The sequence below is a fragment of the Mesorhizobium sp. M1A.F.Ca.IN.022.07.1.1 genome (genome assembly GCF_003997575.1).
GTDB lineage: Bacteria > Pseudomonadota > Alphaproteobacteria > Rhizobiales > Rhizobiaceae > Mesorhizobium.
The window spans coordinates 1-14,266 of sequence record NZ_RZST01000135.1 but is presented as its reverse complement, the minus strand read 5'-3'; the positions used below and the strand labels follow the sequence as shown (position 1 = coordinate 14,266).

The 14,266-nt window shown below is 63.8% G+C and carries 13 protein-coding genes and 1 tRNA gene; 10 read left to right on the top strand and 4 right to left on the bottom strand.

The genetic code is table 11. From position 1 onward, the window contains the following. Positions 1-309 precede the first annotated feature (309 nt). Both speB and argC read left to right on the top strand, forming a co-directional pair. On the top strand, positions 310-1,311 hold the full coding sequence (gene speB / locus EOA75_RS16710) for an agmatinase (RefSeq protein WP_067000830.1): 1,002 nt from the start codon (positions 310-312) through the stop codon (positions 1,309-1,311). Positions 1,312-1,340: 29 nt separating this feature from the next. Next, complete coding sequence (argC, locus tag EOA75_RS16705) at positions 1,341-2,273, top strand: N-acetyl-gamma-glutamyl-phosphate reductase (protein ID WP_095824727.1); 933 nt, start codon at positions 1,341-1,343, stop codon at positions 2,271-2,273. A gap of 22 nt (positions 2,274-2,295) precedes the next feature. Here the strand turns inward: argC and EOA75_RS16700 are convergent, their stop codons facing one another. Next, positions 2,296-3,387, bottom strand: a complete 1,092-nt coding sequence (locus EOA75_RS16700; protein ID WP_095801288.1) for a COX15/CtaA family protein — start codon at positions 3,385-3,387, stop codon at positions 2,296-2,298. Between the two features lie 152 nt (positions 3,388-3,539). Here EOA75_RS16700 and EOA75_RS16695 point away from each other — a divergent pair, with 152 nt between their 5' ends. After that, on the top strand, positions 3,540-3,755 hold the full coding sequence (locus tag EOA75_RS16695) for a DUF2842 domain-containing protein (protein ID WP_095801287.1): 216 nt from the start codon (positions 3,540-3,542) through the stop codon (positions 3,753-3,755). A 117-nt stretch (positions 3,756-3,872) separates the two neighbouring features. Then, on the top strand, positions 3,873-4,274 hold the full coding sequence (locus EOA75_RS16690; RefSeq protein WP_245466653.1) for a hypothetical protein: 402 nt from the start codon (positions 3,873-3,875) through the stop codon (positions 4,272-4,274). Here the strand turns inward: EOA75_RS16690 and EOA75_RS16685 are convergent. Continuing rightward, entirely contained in the window at positions 4,264-5,322 is a 1,059-nt protein-coding gene (locus tag EOA75_RS16685) for a polysaccharide deacetylase family protein (protein WP_127246947.1), read from the bottom strand. The genes EOA75_RS16690 and EOA75_RS16685 overlap by 11 nt on opposite strands. An 81-nt stretch (positions 5,323-5,403) precedes the next feature. On the opposite strand from EOA75_RS16685, the gene EOA75_RS16680 reads away from it, so the two are divergent. Then, entirely contained in the window at positions 5,404-6,633 is a 1,230-nt protein-coding gene (locus EOA75_RS16680; protein ID WP_127246946.1) for a GNAT family N-acetyltransferase, read from the top strand. Positions 6,634-6,687: 54 nt separating this feature from the next. On the opposite strand, the gene EOA75_RS16675 is transcribed toward EOA75_RS16680, so the two are convergent. Beyond that, positions 6,688-8,892 carry an exopolysaccharide transport family protein gene (locus EOA75_RS16675; RefSeq protein WP_127324679.1) on the bottom strand — a complete coding sequence of 735 codons (2,205 nt, stop codon included), beginning with the start codon at positions 8,890-8,892 and terminating at the stop codon, positions 6,688-6,690. A gap of 262 nt (positions 8,893-9,154) precedes the next feature. On the opposite strand from EOA75_RS16675, the gene EOA75_RS16670 reads away from it, so the two are divergent. From EOA75_RS16670 to EOA75_RS16650, 5 genes are all read left to right on the top strand, one after another. Then, a complete protein-coding gene (locus EOA75_RS16670; protein WP_067000804.1) occupies positions 9,155-9,718 on the top strand; it encodes a polysaccharide biosynthesis/export family protein in 564 nt (187 codons plus the stop codon). A gap of 8 nt (positions 9,719-9,726) precedes the next feature. Then, on the top strand, positions 9,727-10,857 hold the full coding sequence (locus EOA75_RS16665) for a glycosyltransferase family 4 protein (RefSeq protein WP_127324678.1): 1,131 nt from the start codon (positions 9,727-9,729) through the stop codon (positions 10,855-10,857). Positions 10,858-10,995: 138 nt separating this feature from the next. Beyond that, on the top strand, positions 10,996-12,528 hold the full coding sequence (locus tag EOA75_RS16660; RefSeq protein WP_127246943.1) for an undecaprenyl-phosphate glucose phosphotransferase: 1,533 nt from the start codon (positions 10,996-10,998) through the stop codon (positions 12,526-12,528). A 65-nt stretch (positions 12,529-12,593) separates the two neighbouring features. Next, on the top strand, positions 12,594-13,841 hold the full coding sequence (locus EOA75_RS16655) for an O-antigen ligase family protein (protein ID WP_095824858.1): 1,248 nt from the start codon (positions 12,594-12,596) through the stop codon (positions 13,839-13,841). A 54-nt stretch (positions 13,842-13,895) separates the two neighbouring features. Further along, a tRNA-Pro gene (locus EOA75_RS16650) sits at positions 13,896-13,972 on the top strand. Positions 13,973-14,016: 44 nt separating this feature from the next. Here EOA75_RS16650 and EOA75_RS16645 read toward each other — a convergent pair. Then, on the bottom strand, positions 14,017-14,266 hold a 250-nt coding region (locus EOA75_RS16645; RefSeq protein WP_281058534.1), incomplete at its 5' end, for a YbaK/EbsC family protein.

Here is a 14,266-nt window from a genome sequence, read left to right as displayed (position 1 = left end):
GTCTCACAGGCTAAGGTTTGACTCGAGGCAGTCGCAAGCGCGGCGGACAGAAGAAGGTTCAGCCAGAGTGTTCGCATCGGGGAATCGCTCCGTTCCGGGTCGGGACCCGGTTAGGCGATGCCCATGACAGGGAGGTGAACGAAGCCGGCTAGCTGTTTGCTCAAATCCGTTTGGCGAGGCGTCATGGCGAGACAAATCCTGTGCTGCCGTGGCACTCCTCGAGCGCCGCTCGATATCGGCAAGCTGTGACTGGCAAGTTGCGTGCCGGTTCTGTAGTTGTGGCTCCCCGATGACAACCGAGGACCCGTAATGGCGAACCAAGAGATCGACCACGCCTTCACCGCCCGTTCCAAAACGGGGGCGTCGCTCGAGCCGACCTATGCCGGCGCGCTGTCGTTCATGCGGCGCAAATATACGAAGGATGCGAAGGGCGCGGATGCCGTCGTGTGGGGCATTCCCTTCGACGCCGCGGTCACCAATCGTCCCGGCGCGCGCTTCGGGCCGCAGGCGATTCGCCGCGCCTCGGCGATCCTCGACAACGATCCGCAATATCCGTTCTCGCGCGACCTGTTTGAACAGCTCGCCGTGGTCGACTACGGCGATTGCCTGCTCGACAGCGGCAACCACCAGAAGACGCCCGGTACGATCGAGCGAGAGGCGGCCAAGATCCTGAGCTCAGGCGCATTTCTTTTGACGCTCGGCGGCGATCATTTCGTCACCTGGCCGCTGTTGAAGGCGCATGCAGCGATCCATGGGCCGCTGGCCCTGGTGCAGTTCGACGCGCATCAGGACACCTGGCCGGACGACGGCAGGCGAATCGATCACGGCTCCTTCGTCGCCCGCGCGGTCAAAGAAGGCGTCATCGATCCAGACCGCTCGATCCAGATCGGCATCCGCACCCATGCGCCGGACACGTTCGGGATCAAGATCATCTACGGCCATGAAGTCGAGGAGATGCGCGCCTCCGACATCGCCTACGCGATCGTGGAGCGCACAGGCGGCAGGAAGACCTATCTTACCTTCGACATCGATTGCCTTGACCCGGCGTTCGCGCCGGGTACCGGCACGCCCGTGGCCGGCGGCCCGTCTTCGGCCAAGATGCTTTCGACGCTGCGCCAACTCGGCCAGATCGATATCGTCGGTGCCGACGTCGTCGAGGTTGCGCCGGCCTATGATCATGCCGATATTACGGCGATCGCCGGATCGATCATCGCCATGCACTATCTCGGCCTGGTGGCCGAAAGGAAGGCGCGGCTCGACGACCTGAACAACGGCACTCATGCCGTGCTACATAACGCTCAAGGCATATAGCTCTGGAATCGCAGGGATTTTGGCAACCGATGAAACCGAAAATCTTCATTGACGGCGAACATGGCACGACAGGCCTGCAGATCAGGGCGCTGCTGGCCGACCGCGGCGATCTGGAGATCATCTCCATTCCCGCCGACCGCCGCAAGGAAGCCGCCGCCAGGGCCGAATTCCTCAACGCCGCAGATGTCGCGATCCTCTGCCTGCCGGATGCCGCGGCCAAGGAAAGCGTATCGCTGATCGAGAACGATACGACCAAAGTCATCGACGCTTCGACCGCGCATCGTGTGGCCGAAGGCTGGGAATACGGCTTTGCCGAGATGGACAAGGATCAGGCCAACAAGATCGCCAGCGCAAAACGCATCGCCAATCCCGGCTGCTGGCCGCAGGGCCCTATCGCGACGCTGCGTCCGCTGGTCTCGGCCGGCCTGCTGCCTGCCGATTTCCCCGTCACCGTCAACGGCATCTCCGGCTATTCCGGCGGCGGCCGGCCGATGATCGAGGACTATGTCGGCAAGGGCGAGGACGCGCCTGAATTCCTACCCTATGGGCTCACGTTGCAGCACAAGCATGTGCCGGAGCTAAGGACCTACGCGAAGCTGTCGCACGATCCGATCATGCAGCCCGCCGTCGGCAATTTCGCGCAAGGCATGATCACGGTGGTGCCGCTGCAGTTGGGCGGCCTCGACCGTGTACCGAGCGGCGCCGAGCTTCATGCGGCGATCGCCGATCACTATGCGTCGGTCGGCGGCGGCGTGGTCGAGGTTGCGCCCTATACGCATATGGAGCGCATGCCGGAGATCGATCCGGAGGCCTATAACGGCACCAACCGGATGAAGGTCTATGTGTTTGCCAATGACGAGCGGGCGCAGGCGCTGCTCTTGGCCGTCTACGACAATCTCGGCAAGGGTGCTTCCGGCGCTGCCGTGCAGAATCTCGACCTGATGCTCGGCATCAAGCATTGAGCGACGATGCGCAAGGCGCGCCTCAGCCTCCGACAGCGATCTCGGTCGGCAGCGAATAGGCACCCTTGGTGCCGCGCCAGTGCGCGGCGGCGAAGCCGAGCACGATCAGCGCGACGCCTTGATGGGTGAGCGCCATATGCAGCGGCACCTGCATCAAAAGCGTGCCGATGCCGATCGAGGCCTGCGCCAGCACCAGCAGGAACAGCAGCGTGGCGCGGCGGGCATGCGTGGTGCCGGGCTGACGCCGCCAGGTGGCGATCATGTGCCAGAGCGCCACCGCAAAGAGCGTGTAAGCGCCGAGCCGGTGCACGAACTGCACCGTCTTCGGGTTCTCGAAGAAATTCAGCCATGCGGGTTTCAAGAGCAGGAGATCGGCCGGGATCACCTTGCCGTCCATCAGCGGCCAGGTGTTGTAGGAGAGGCCGGCGTGGAGGCCGGCAACCAGGCCGCCGAGATAGATCTGGATCAGTGCCAAGAGCACGATCGCGCCGGCAAGCCGCTGGGTCGAGCGGTCGGCGGCGCGCTCGGAGTGCGGCGCCAATCCTCGCGCGACAACCATGGTGGCGGTGAAGATTAGCGCCGCGAGCGTCAGATGCGTCGCCAGCCGGTACTGGCTGACCGAGACACGGTCGACTAGACCCGAGGCCACCATCCACCAGCCGATGGCCCCCTGCAGGCCGCCGAGCAGAAGTATACCTAGAAGCTTCGGCCCGAGGCCGCGTTCGATGCGGCGCGTCGCCCAGAAGAACAGCAGCGGCAATGCGAAAACCGCGCCGGCGCTGCGGGCGAGGATGCGGTGCACCCATTCCCACCAGAAGAGCGACTTGAAAGCTTCTAAGCTCATGCCCTTGTTGAGCTCTGTATATTGGGGGATCTGCTGGTAGCGCTGGAACTCTTCCTGCCATTCGGCATCGTTGAGCGGCGGGATCACGCCGTGGATCGGCTGCCATTCGGTGATCGACAGGCCGGAACCGGTGAGCCTTGTGGCGCCGCCGACCAGCACCAGCGCGGCCAGCACGACCAGCACGAAATAGAGCCAGCCGCGCACCAGCGCGCGGTTGTGCAGATCGCGGTCGCGGGCGGCGTATGGGGCCGTGGTGGTTATAGCGGCCATGGGAGTTTCCCGGCAGTTGAAATCGCGGGATTGGTGGACCATGGCCGCCCGGCTGGCAAGACCGGACAGCGCGGCACGCCGTCGCGCCGGCCCGCGGCGGTTGCGCCCGCTCCCCAATCGGCCTAAGCGAGGCGGGTCAACGGGACCGCGACATGCCCATTCGCCTGAAAAAGCTGATCGGAACCATTCTGCTGGTGGCGCTCGTCGTCATCTACGCGCTGATCGCCTCGGCCATCGCGGTCACAAGGCTCGCCGAATACGGCTCCTTGGCGCATTTCCTGTTCTTCCTGCTCAGCGGCCTGCTCTGGGTGCTGCCGGCGATGGGCATCATCAAATGGCTGATCATGGAGCCGCCTCAGAAGGGCTGAGCGCGGCCGCGCCAACGCTAACGTGATTCATACGTGATTGCGCATTGGGACTAACTTGCCTGGCTTGACCGCATGGCAGGGAGGGCTTGCGCCATGCCAAAAGCCTCGTTCGCGGGATTGATCCTGATCATCGCCTGCATGGCGGCCTCGATGGCAGCCGCCGAAACCATCAACGTGTCGGACGATCATGGCGGCAGCGTCGCCGCGTACAGCCAGCGCTGGAAGGGGCTCGCCGCGCGCGGCGTCAATGTCCGCATCGTCGGCAAATGCCAGTCGGCCTGCACGGTGCTGCTCGGCTATATTCCCGGCAGCCGCATCTGCGTGATGCCTGGGGCAAGCTTCGGCTTCCATCTGGCGCACCGCACCGACATGACCGCCGTCTTGTGGAATGCCTACTGCCGACATCAGAGGCTGGATCAACGCGCATGGCGGGCTTGCGTCACAGCTCAAATGGATGAACGCGCCGGACACCTACCGCTATTTCCACAGATGCTGACGCCCCTTCGGGCTAAATGGTGACGACCATCTTGCCGGCGTTGGCAAGCGGCGTGGTCACACCCGACAGCATCGTGCGGATGTGGGCGACGCTCTGGTAGCGGCCGTTGACGGAAATGCGCGGCAGCGCATGCAGGAAGCCGGCATGCTCGGCTCTCAGGACGGCATGCCGGGTTGTCACCGCCGAGACATAGCCGGCATCACGAGCGAAGCCGACCTCGCGGCAGCCAACCGCGCTGGGATAACCGTAGGGGTAAGCGAAGTGGCGCGGCTCTGCGCCCAGCCGTTCCATGAGAATACGGCGGACGTCGCCGATCTCGTGACGCGCTTCCGCCTCGGACAACCGCTTGAGGTTGCGGTGGTTGATGGTGTGCGCGCCGATCGTCACCAGCGGATGGGCGGCCACCCTGCGAATCTCATCCCAGCTCATCAGGGTGCCGGGGCGGCCGGTGCCGAGCTCGATGCCGTTGGAGCGCGCCAGTTCACGCAGCGCGGCGCCCTGTTCTTCCTCGGGGACCTCTAGGGTCAACCATGCGTTCAGCCTTGCAATGGTCTGGATCTTTCGGCCGGGTGTCGAGCAATCGACGACCGTCGATCCTCTCGCAGTCTTCAGCGTCAGGTGCGAGCCGGTGTCGACGATATCCTCGATGACTTCCCACCACAGGTCGACGGCACCGTCGATCAGGCCGGGCGCGACATAGATGGTGATCGGCGCACCGTGCTTCTCCAATACCGGCAGCGCCTCCGTCATGTTATCGCGATAGGCATCGTCGGCGGTGATGGTGGCGAACTGGCCGTGTTTGCCGCCCGCCCCGATGCGTTCGATCGCTTCATCAAGGGCAACAAAGGCATAGCCCCTTTCCTTCATGTCGGCGATCACCTTGTCGAGGAAGGCAGGGGCGATGTTCAGATGTCGATTGACGCTGTTCGGCTTCTCGGGCGCCGCGGTCACGCGATGCAACATCAAGATGGCACCGATGCCGCCGACAAACGGCCTCGCCAGCGGAGCGAGACCGGTGTAGCGGGCAACGTTCAACGCCAGCTTCCGGATTGCCTCGGCCCCGTCGATCATTCCTTCACCTTTTGCGCCTAGGCTCATCCAAGGACCTACGCGAACCCCAGGTTGCAACCAATACGTCTTAAGGATTGAGGGATGGTTGACGCCGCCGCGTCATTTGACGGCAATCGCGTCGCTGCCAACGAAGCGCCGGCGCGTGCGCCTGCCTCGAGCCGAGGCAGACTGACGGCGGCGGTGACCGATGGCACGGGTCTTGCGGGCTATGCAGAATTCTGCGCTTCGGCGCTGTTTGCTCCGGCGCAGAGCGCGTCCTGGGCGAGCAACTGGGCGGCCAAGACCAAAGCCGATATGGCGGTCGCCACGCTAAGCATCGAGGGTCGACCGGCTCTTTCGCTGGCGCTGGAAGTGGTCCGAAACGGCCCGTTCCGCGTCGCTCGTCTCGCCGGCGGACGTCATGCCAACGGCAATTTCCCCGCAACCGACCCGCGGCTTTTGCCTGCTGTAAACGGTCCTGCGATCCGCTCCCTGCTCTCGTCGATCGCCACGGCACGGCCCGACATCGACCTCGTTTCGCTGGAGCGGCTGCTGCCCGATCTCGACGGCACCGCCAACCCGCTCGCCGCGTTGCCCAATTTTGCGAGCCCTAACCTTGCGCTGGCCGTCGACCTCGATGGCGGCTTCGAGGCGCTGCTCAGCCGCGCGAGCGGCAAGCGGAAGCGCAAGAAGCACCGCTCGCAGACGCGCAAGTTCGAGGCCGTCGGCAGCTTCCGCCGTATCGAGGGGCGAAGCCGCAAGGAGGTCGACAGGTTGCTCGACGCTTTCTTCGACATGAAGCAGGCGCGCTTCGCCAAGATGGGCATCGCCAACGTGTTCGGCGATGAAGGCGTGCGCGCCTTCTTCCGGGCGCTGTTTGCCGATGCGCTTGCCGAGCAGGAGCCATCCTTCCTGCTGCACGGGCTGGAGGTAGCGGGAAAACTTCGCGCCGTTACCGGCTCCAGCCGCTCAGGCAAGCGCCTGATCTGCGAGTTCGGCGCGATCGCCGAGGATGATCTCGCCTTCACCAGCCCCGGCGACTTCCTGTTCTTCGACAACATCCAGGAAGCCTGCGAGCAAGGCTTCGACCTCTATGATTTCTCGGTCGGCGACGAGCCCTACAAGCGGCTCTGGTGCGACATCGAGGTCCAGCATTTCGAGGTGCTGATGCCGCTGACGCTGAAAGGTCGCGTGCTAGCCACAGGGCTGCGGCAAGGCGCGCGGGCGAAGGCCTTCATCAAGAACAATCCGACGGTGTGGACACTGACCAAAAGCTTGCGCCGGAAGGCTGCCGGACAGGCCGCCCCTATTGTTGCCGAGGACGACGCCTGACCGTCGACCGTCAGCCCGAGACTCAAATCCGACCACTTCGCGGGCGATATCTGCTCAGGCCGCCGACCGGCGTCCGGGCAACGGATCTCCCGGTTCATAGCCAACCGGCGTGACCAGCGTGACGTCCGGATAGCCGTTCTCGATCAGCTTGACCGCCGCCTGCGTGACCTCGTCATCGGCTTCGAGCATCGACAGGAAGACTTCCGTGCCATCGCCAACCAGGCGGCCGATGCCTTGTGCGTCGGCAGGGCCGCATTCGACGACGACGAGGTCGTAAGCCGTGGTCAGCGACTGCATGATGATCGGCAGCCGGTCGGCGGCGCGCATGGCGCGGATAGGATCGGCGGTACCGACCGGAATCACATGCGCGTCCGAATAGAGATCGGGATGGATGACGTCGCTGAACTGCGCCTCGGAGGCCAGCAGATTGGTGATGCCGGGAAGCAGTCCGCTGTCCAGCATCGGGCGCGAGGCGGCGCCCGAGGCGGTGAGATCGAGCAGGAGCACCCGCAGGCCCGCATCCGACACTTCGCGCGCCACCAGCACGGCGGTGGCGGCGGCCTCGTCACCTTCCGGGGAGACAAAGATGGCGCGCGCGGCACCCGAGGCAATCAGCTTTTCCGCCGCCTTCTCGACATCGATCTCGCCAAGTCTCGGCTGCCACGACCGGCGCGCTTCGGGCTGTGCCGGGTCTGGTGGATCTACCGGCTCGGCAGGCGTTGCCTCCATGACGGTGCCCGGCCCGATCCGCTCGTCAGCGACCGAATCGTCGCTAGCTTCATCCTCGGCATCGGCGAGCGCCGGTTCGGTGCGCGCCACCGGCATCGCCACCTGTTCGATCGGCTCGAATCGGGCTCCGGCGGCCGGACGCATGGCACGGCCGGAGAACAATTCCCTCAGAAGCGTGCTAATCGCCATCAGCAGCAGCGACGCGGCGGCGGCGGCACCAGTGATCGGGCCGATCTTCGGGAAATACGGTTCGGTCGGCACCTGTGCTTTCGAAAGCAGACGGGCGTCGACCGGCAGATAGTTGCGGTCCGCGCGCGAGGCCGCCTCGCGGTAGCTTGCCATATAGGATTCGAGCTGCTGGCGCTGGGCATTGGCGTCGCGCTGCAGCGCATCGAGCTCCACCTGCTGCTCGCCGGCGCGGGCCGAAGCGGCTTTCAGCGTGTTGACCTCCTGGACCAGCTGGTCCTCGCGAGCCTTGGCGGTCTGTGCCTGAGTCGCCAATCCCTTGAGGATCTTCTGCGCCTCGTTGCGGATCTGGCCGTTGAGATCGGCAAGCTGCGACTTCAGCGCCCGGATGCGAGGATGGTTGTCGAGCAGCGTCGTCGACAGATCGGCAATATTGGTCCTGAGCTCTACCTGCCGCTCGAGCAGGCGCTGGATCAGCTCGGAAGACAGAACTTCCGGCACGCTGTCGAGCGTGCCGCCATTCTGCAGCGCCTTGCGCACGCTGTCGGCGGTCGCCTCTGCGGCGGCGCGATTGGCGCGCACCCGGGAAAGCTCGCTCGACAGTTCCGAGAGCTGCTGCGTCGCGAGCACCGAATTGTTGCCGCCCATCAACAGGTCGGATTGCGCGCGATAGGCGGCAACCTTGGCTTCGGCATCCTTCACCCGGTTCTGCAGATCGGTGATTTCCGGGCCGAGGAAGCCTGTGGCGGCGGTGTTCGATTCCATCTTCGCACTGCCTTTTGAGGCAAGGTAGGCCTGCGCAATGGCGTCCGCGACCTGGGCGGCGAGCTTTGGATCGTTCGAGGAGAACTCAACGGCAATTACGCGGGATTTTTCAACGCCGTAGACGTTGAGCTTATCGTGCATTGCCTTGAGCACGCGCTCTTCCGGCGGGATGTCGAAGGGATCGCTCTTCAGGCCGACAAGCACAAGCGCGCGACTGAGCGCCGACATCTTCAACGCTTCGTCGAATTCCGGCAACTTTTCCAGGTTGAGGTCCGAGGCAACCTTCTTGAGGATATCGGGCGAGGACATGATCTGGACTTCGGTGGCTACAGCCTCCTCATCGGTCGCCGGCTTGTCGTCGCTGGTTGTGCCGGCCGGCCGAGTGAAGACCGATTCGCGCGACCCGATCTCCAGCTTGGCCACTGCCTTATATTGCGGCGTCGCCAGCCAGGCGAAGGCAAACGCCAGCCCGGTCACGACAAGCGTGACGAGAACAATGCGCAGCCAATTCCTCGCCAGGCTGGCGAAGAGCTGTCTCAGGTCGACATCGACATCTGCGGCCGCGGACTGAACGGACATGCATCCTGCTCCGAACTTTGAGTCGAGGATGGACCGTAAACAACTATGGTAACTCAGCCGTTAAGATCAGGATGCGTACTTATTAGAACCCACTCAAAGAACGTCCTGCGAAAGCAATAGAACAATTGGGTTTTTTGCCAGCAGCCGATGAGTCTAAGGCCCATCCTTTACCGACCATTAACCCTAACAGGATGATAACGGGCGCACTCCTGGGGTTGGCCGCCTCACCGGTGGCGAGAGCGACGAAGGTTCGTGTCCGATCATGAAAAGCACTGCTCATCTCTTTCGCGCCATGCTCGCCTTGTCGCTGCTTACCGGCTGTTCCAGCTACCGGCCGGCGCCCGCCGCCTTTCATGAAGTGCTCGACCAGCCATACAGACTCGGCGCCGGCGACCGCATCCGCGTCACGGTGTTCGAGCAGGACGGGCTGACCAACACGTACAGCGTCGACCAATCCGGCTACATCTCCTTCCCGCTCGTCGGCGCCGTGCCGGCGCGCGGCCACACCGCCCAGCAGCTCGAAAAGGAAATCGCCGATAAATTGCGCCAGGGATATCTGCGCGATCCCGACGTCTCGGTCGAGATCGACCGCTACCGGCCGATCTTCGTGATGGGGGAAGTCGGCGCCGCAGGGCAATATTCCTATGTGCCCGGATTGACGGTGCAGAAGGCGATCGCGATCGCCGGCGGCTTCACGCCGCGCGCCAACCAGGAAAGCGTCGACATCACCCGCGATATCAACGGCAAGGTGATGACCGGCAGGGTGCAGACATCCGATCCGCTCCTGCCCGGCGACACCGTCTACGTCCGCGAACGCCTGTTCTGAAAATCAACGTGGCGGCTCACCTTCGGATCGTCCACTGCTTCCGCTCACCTGTCGGGGGAATCTTCCGGCATGTGCGCGACCTGACCGAGGCGCAGGCCGCCGCCGGCCATTCCGTGGGCATCGTCTGCGATTCGACCACGGGCGGGGACTATGAGGAGCGGCTGTTCGGAGCGATGAAGGAGCGCCTGGCGCTCGGCATCCATCGCACGCCCATGCAGCGCCATATCGGACCGGGCGACATCGCCGCGGCCTGGCGCACCTATCAAATCATCAAGGAATTGCGGCCGGACGTGCTGCACGGGCATGGCGCCAAGGGTGGCGCCTATGCCCGTCTGTTCGGCTCACTGTTGCGGGTTTCAAGGTCTCGCGTGGCCCGCCTTTATTCGCCGCATGGCGGCTCGCTGCACTATGACGAAACGACGGCGACCGGAAAGCTGTTCTTCGCGCTGGAGCGTTTCATGGCCCGCTTCAGCGACTGCCTTCTGTTCGTTTCCGACTACGAGCGGACAACTTATCGACGGAAGGTCGGCGAGCCGCCCATCCCCAACAGGCTGGTCTATAACGGCCTGCGGGCCGTCGAGTTCGAACCGGTGGCGCCGGCGGCTGATGCGGCCGATCTCATATACATCGGCATGATGCGCGATCTCAAAGGCCCGGACATCTTCATCGATGCGCTGGCGCGCGCCGGCAGGGAGCTCGGACGCCGGCTAAGCGCGGTGATGGTCGGTGCCGGCGACGACCTGCCACGCTACCACGCTCAGGTGGAGCGACTCGGACTGAAGGGCCACGTCCGCTTCCTGCCGCCGATGCCGGCCAGAGAAGCCTTCGCCCTGGCCGAGCTGATCGTCGTCCCGTCCCGCGCGGAAGCAATGCCCTATATCGTGCTCGAGGCGCTGGCAGCCGGCATGCCGATGATTGCCACCGCCGTGGGCGGCATTCCCGAGATCTTCGGCGAAGACTCCCCTGCCCTGATCCGACCCGATGCCCGCCAACTTGCCGACAGGCTCAGAACGGCTCTCGACGATCGCGGCGCCTACCGCAAGCTGATGCCGCAAAACCCCGAGTTGAAGGCGCGATTCGGGGCCGACGTGATGGCGGCCGAGATCGAGAAGGCTTACTTCGCGGCGCTAAAGCTTTAGAATTTACTAATTTGCAATAGGCGTAAAAAAACCGCCAGTCGTCGCAAGCAACAATACGCATTCAAAGCCACCTGTTGTTTCAAGGCTTTCTTAGCTCTCTTTTGCTATTCACTCGCGCGAAGCTCGCGGACAATCCCCATGAACGAGATCGACCCCGCGCACCGCTTTTCGATGGAGGCGGTGCGCAAATTCGACGGCCCGGCCGAAGCTCAAGTGCCCGGCATCAATGACGTGGCGCGACAGGTCGCCTCGCAGTACCGGCGCGATACGATGTCGCCGATCATGGTCAGCGGCGTGCTGCGCATGGTCGAATTCGCCGTGCTCTTCCTGTCAGGCATGTGCCTCTATTTCTACTATGTCGGGTTCTTCAACTATCTCGCCTGGCAATATCCGCTGACGATCGCGGCAGCTTCGTTCCTGGCGGTGGTGCTGCTTGACGTCAGCGACAGCTACCAGATCGCGGCGCTGATGCGCCCCCTCGCCAATTTCGGCCGCGTGCTCCTCGTCTGGGCTGGCACCTTCGCGCTGATGGCTCTCACGGCCTTCGCCATGAAGGCTTCGGAGGACTATTCGCGTCTTCTGTTCGGCAGTTGGTTCGTGGTCGGCTTCGTGCTGATCTTCGGGCTCAGACTGGTGATGTCCAGGCTGATCAGGCGCTGGGCGCGCGATGGGCGCATGGAGCGCCGCGCGCTCATCGTCGGCGGCGGCAAGTCGGCCGAAATGCTGATCCGCTCGGTCGAGAAGCAGCCCTATAACGATATTCGCATCTGCGGCATCTTCGACGATCGCGGCGACAAGCGCTCGCCGCCGATCGTCGCGGGCTATCCGAAGCTCGGCACCATTTCCGAGCTGATCGAGTTCGCCCGCATCGCCCGCATCGACATGCTGATCGTCTCGCTGCCGCTGACGGCGGAATCGCGCGTGCTGCAGCTTTTGAAGAAGCTCTGGGTTCTGCCGGTCGACATCCGGCTCTCGGCGCATTCCAACGCGCTGCAGTTCCGCCCGCGCGCCTATTCCTACATCGGCTCGGTGCCGATGCTCGACATCTTCGACAAGCCGATCAACGACTGGGACTCTGTCGCCAAGCGCAGCTTCGACATCATCTTCTCGCTTGTCGGCATCATCGTCTTCTCGCCAGTGATGCTCGCCACCGCGATCGCCATCAAGCTCGACAGCAAGGGGCCGGTGCTGTTCAAGCAGAAGCGCCACGGCTTCAACAACGAGGTCATCGAGGTCTACAAGTTCCGGTCGATGTATATCGACAGGTCGGACCCGACCGCCAAGCAGACGGTGACCAAGAACGACCCGCGCGTCACCCGCGTCGGCCGCTTCATCCGCAAGACCTCGATCGACGAGCTGCCGCAGTTCTTCAACTCGCTGTTCGGCTCGCTGTCGCTGGTCGGGCCGCGCCCGCATGCGATCGCCGCCCAGTCGCACAACCTGCTCTATAACGAGGTGGTCGACGGCTATTTCGCCCGCCACAAGGTCAAGCCCGGCGTCACCGGATGGGCGCAGATCAACGGCTGGCGCGGCGAGATGGACACCAATGAAAAGATCCGCATGCGCACCGAATACGATCTCTACTACATCGAGAACTGGTCGATGCTGTTCGACCTGCGCATCCTGTTCCTGACGCCCGTCCGCCTGCTCAACACGGAAAACGCCTATTGAGCGCGCTCGCGCAGGAGTTGCCGGCGGACGCGGTCAGCAAGTTGCCGCCCCAGGCGGTCAACCAGTTGCCGCCACAGGCGGTCAACGCAAAGCTGATCGCGCTGATCTCGTCGGCCGCTATCGTCGTCGGCATCCTGCTTTCCGGCTTCGTCATCAGCGAGCCGGCACCCTACGAGCTCTACATGGCCGGGCTGATCGCCGTCTGGGCGCTGTTCGGCCTCAAAATATCGCGAGCGATATTGCCGCTGCTGGTGCTGTTGGTGGCGATGAACATCGGCGGCATGATCGCGATGACGCAGATGGCGGACCTCGCCAACACGCCGCTCTATCTGGCGGTCTCGCTGTTTCTCGCCTTCAGCGCGGTCTTCTTCGCCTCGGTGACATCGGTCCAGCCTGACCTCTACCGGCTGATCTTCATCGCCTATGTGGTCTCGGCTGTGGCGACCTCGCTGCTGGGAATAGCCGGCTACTTCCATGCCTTTCCGGGCGCGGAGATGTTCACAAAATACGACCGCGCCGCCGGCGCCTTTCAGGACCCGAACGTATTCGGTCCGTTCCTGGTGCTGCCCGGCACCTACCTGCTTTATCTGCTCTTGACCGGCCCTGTATCGCGCATGCCGCTTCTGGCGGTGCCGCTATTGATCATCACCGCCGGCATCTTCTTCTCCTTCTCGCGCGGCGCCTGGGGCATGTTCGCGGTTTCGGCGGTGCTGCTCACCGCTTGCCTCTTCCTGCAGAGCGCCAGCGGCATGTTCCGCCTGCGGGTCGTGGTGATGACGATCGCCGCGCTCGCGCTGCTGATCATCGCCATCCTCGTCATCCTGCAGCTGCCCGGCGTGTCGGACATGTTCACCCAGCGCGCGCATCTCGAGCAAAGCTACGATACCGCGCGCCTCGGCCGCTTCGCACGCTATACGATCGGCTTCCAGCTGGCACTGGAACACCCGTTCGGCATCGGCCCGCTGGTCTTCGGCACGATCTACGGCGAGGACACGCACGACATCTGGCTGAAGGCGCTGATGGACTATGGCTGGCTGGGCTTCGTCTCGTTCCTGACCCTAACCCTGTGGACGATCTGCGCCGGGTTCCGCATCCTCCTGCGCGCTCGTCCCTGGCAGCCCTATCTGCTTTGCGCCTATGTCGCCTATCTCGGCAATATCGGGCTCGGCACCTTCATCGACATCGACCACTGGCGCCATCTCTATCTGCTGCTCGGGCTGATCTGGGGCGCGATCGCGCTGGAATACCGGCACCAGAAGGAATCGCGGTTGGCGCGCGCCCTCCCTGCTGCGGCACTGTCATCGGCGAATTAGCCGCCGAATTCGGTTGACCCGCACGGGGTTATCACGATACATCGCCACCCGGTCCGGAGTGTAGCGCAGCCCGGTAGCGCACTTGACTGGGGGTCAAGGGGTCGTCGGTTCGAATCCGGCCACTCCGACCATTTTTCAAGCCTGAGACTTGTCCCCCAGAAGTCCTCTCCAATCCCTACTGGCACACGTCGACCCATTTGGCGTCGACAAGTTCGGCCATCCGCTGCGGCGAAATCCGCACGGCGGCATTCGTCGCGCCGGCGGCGGGAACGACCTCGTCGAAGGCCCGCAGCGTCACATCGCAAAAGACCGGCAGCGGCGCCGGCAGACCGAAGGGGCAGACGCCGCCCGGCGGGTGGCTGGTCGCGGCAAGCACCTGTTCGCCGTCGAGCATGCGCGGCTTGCCGCCGAGCGTGTCCTTGCAT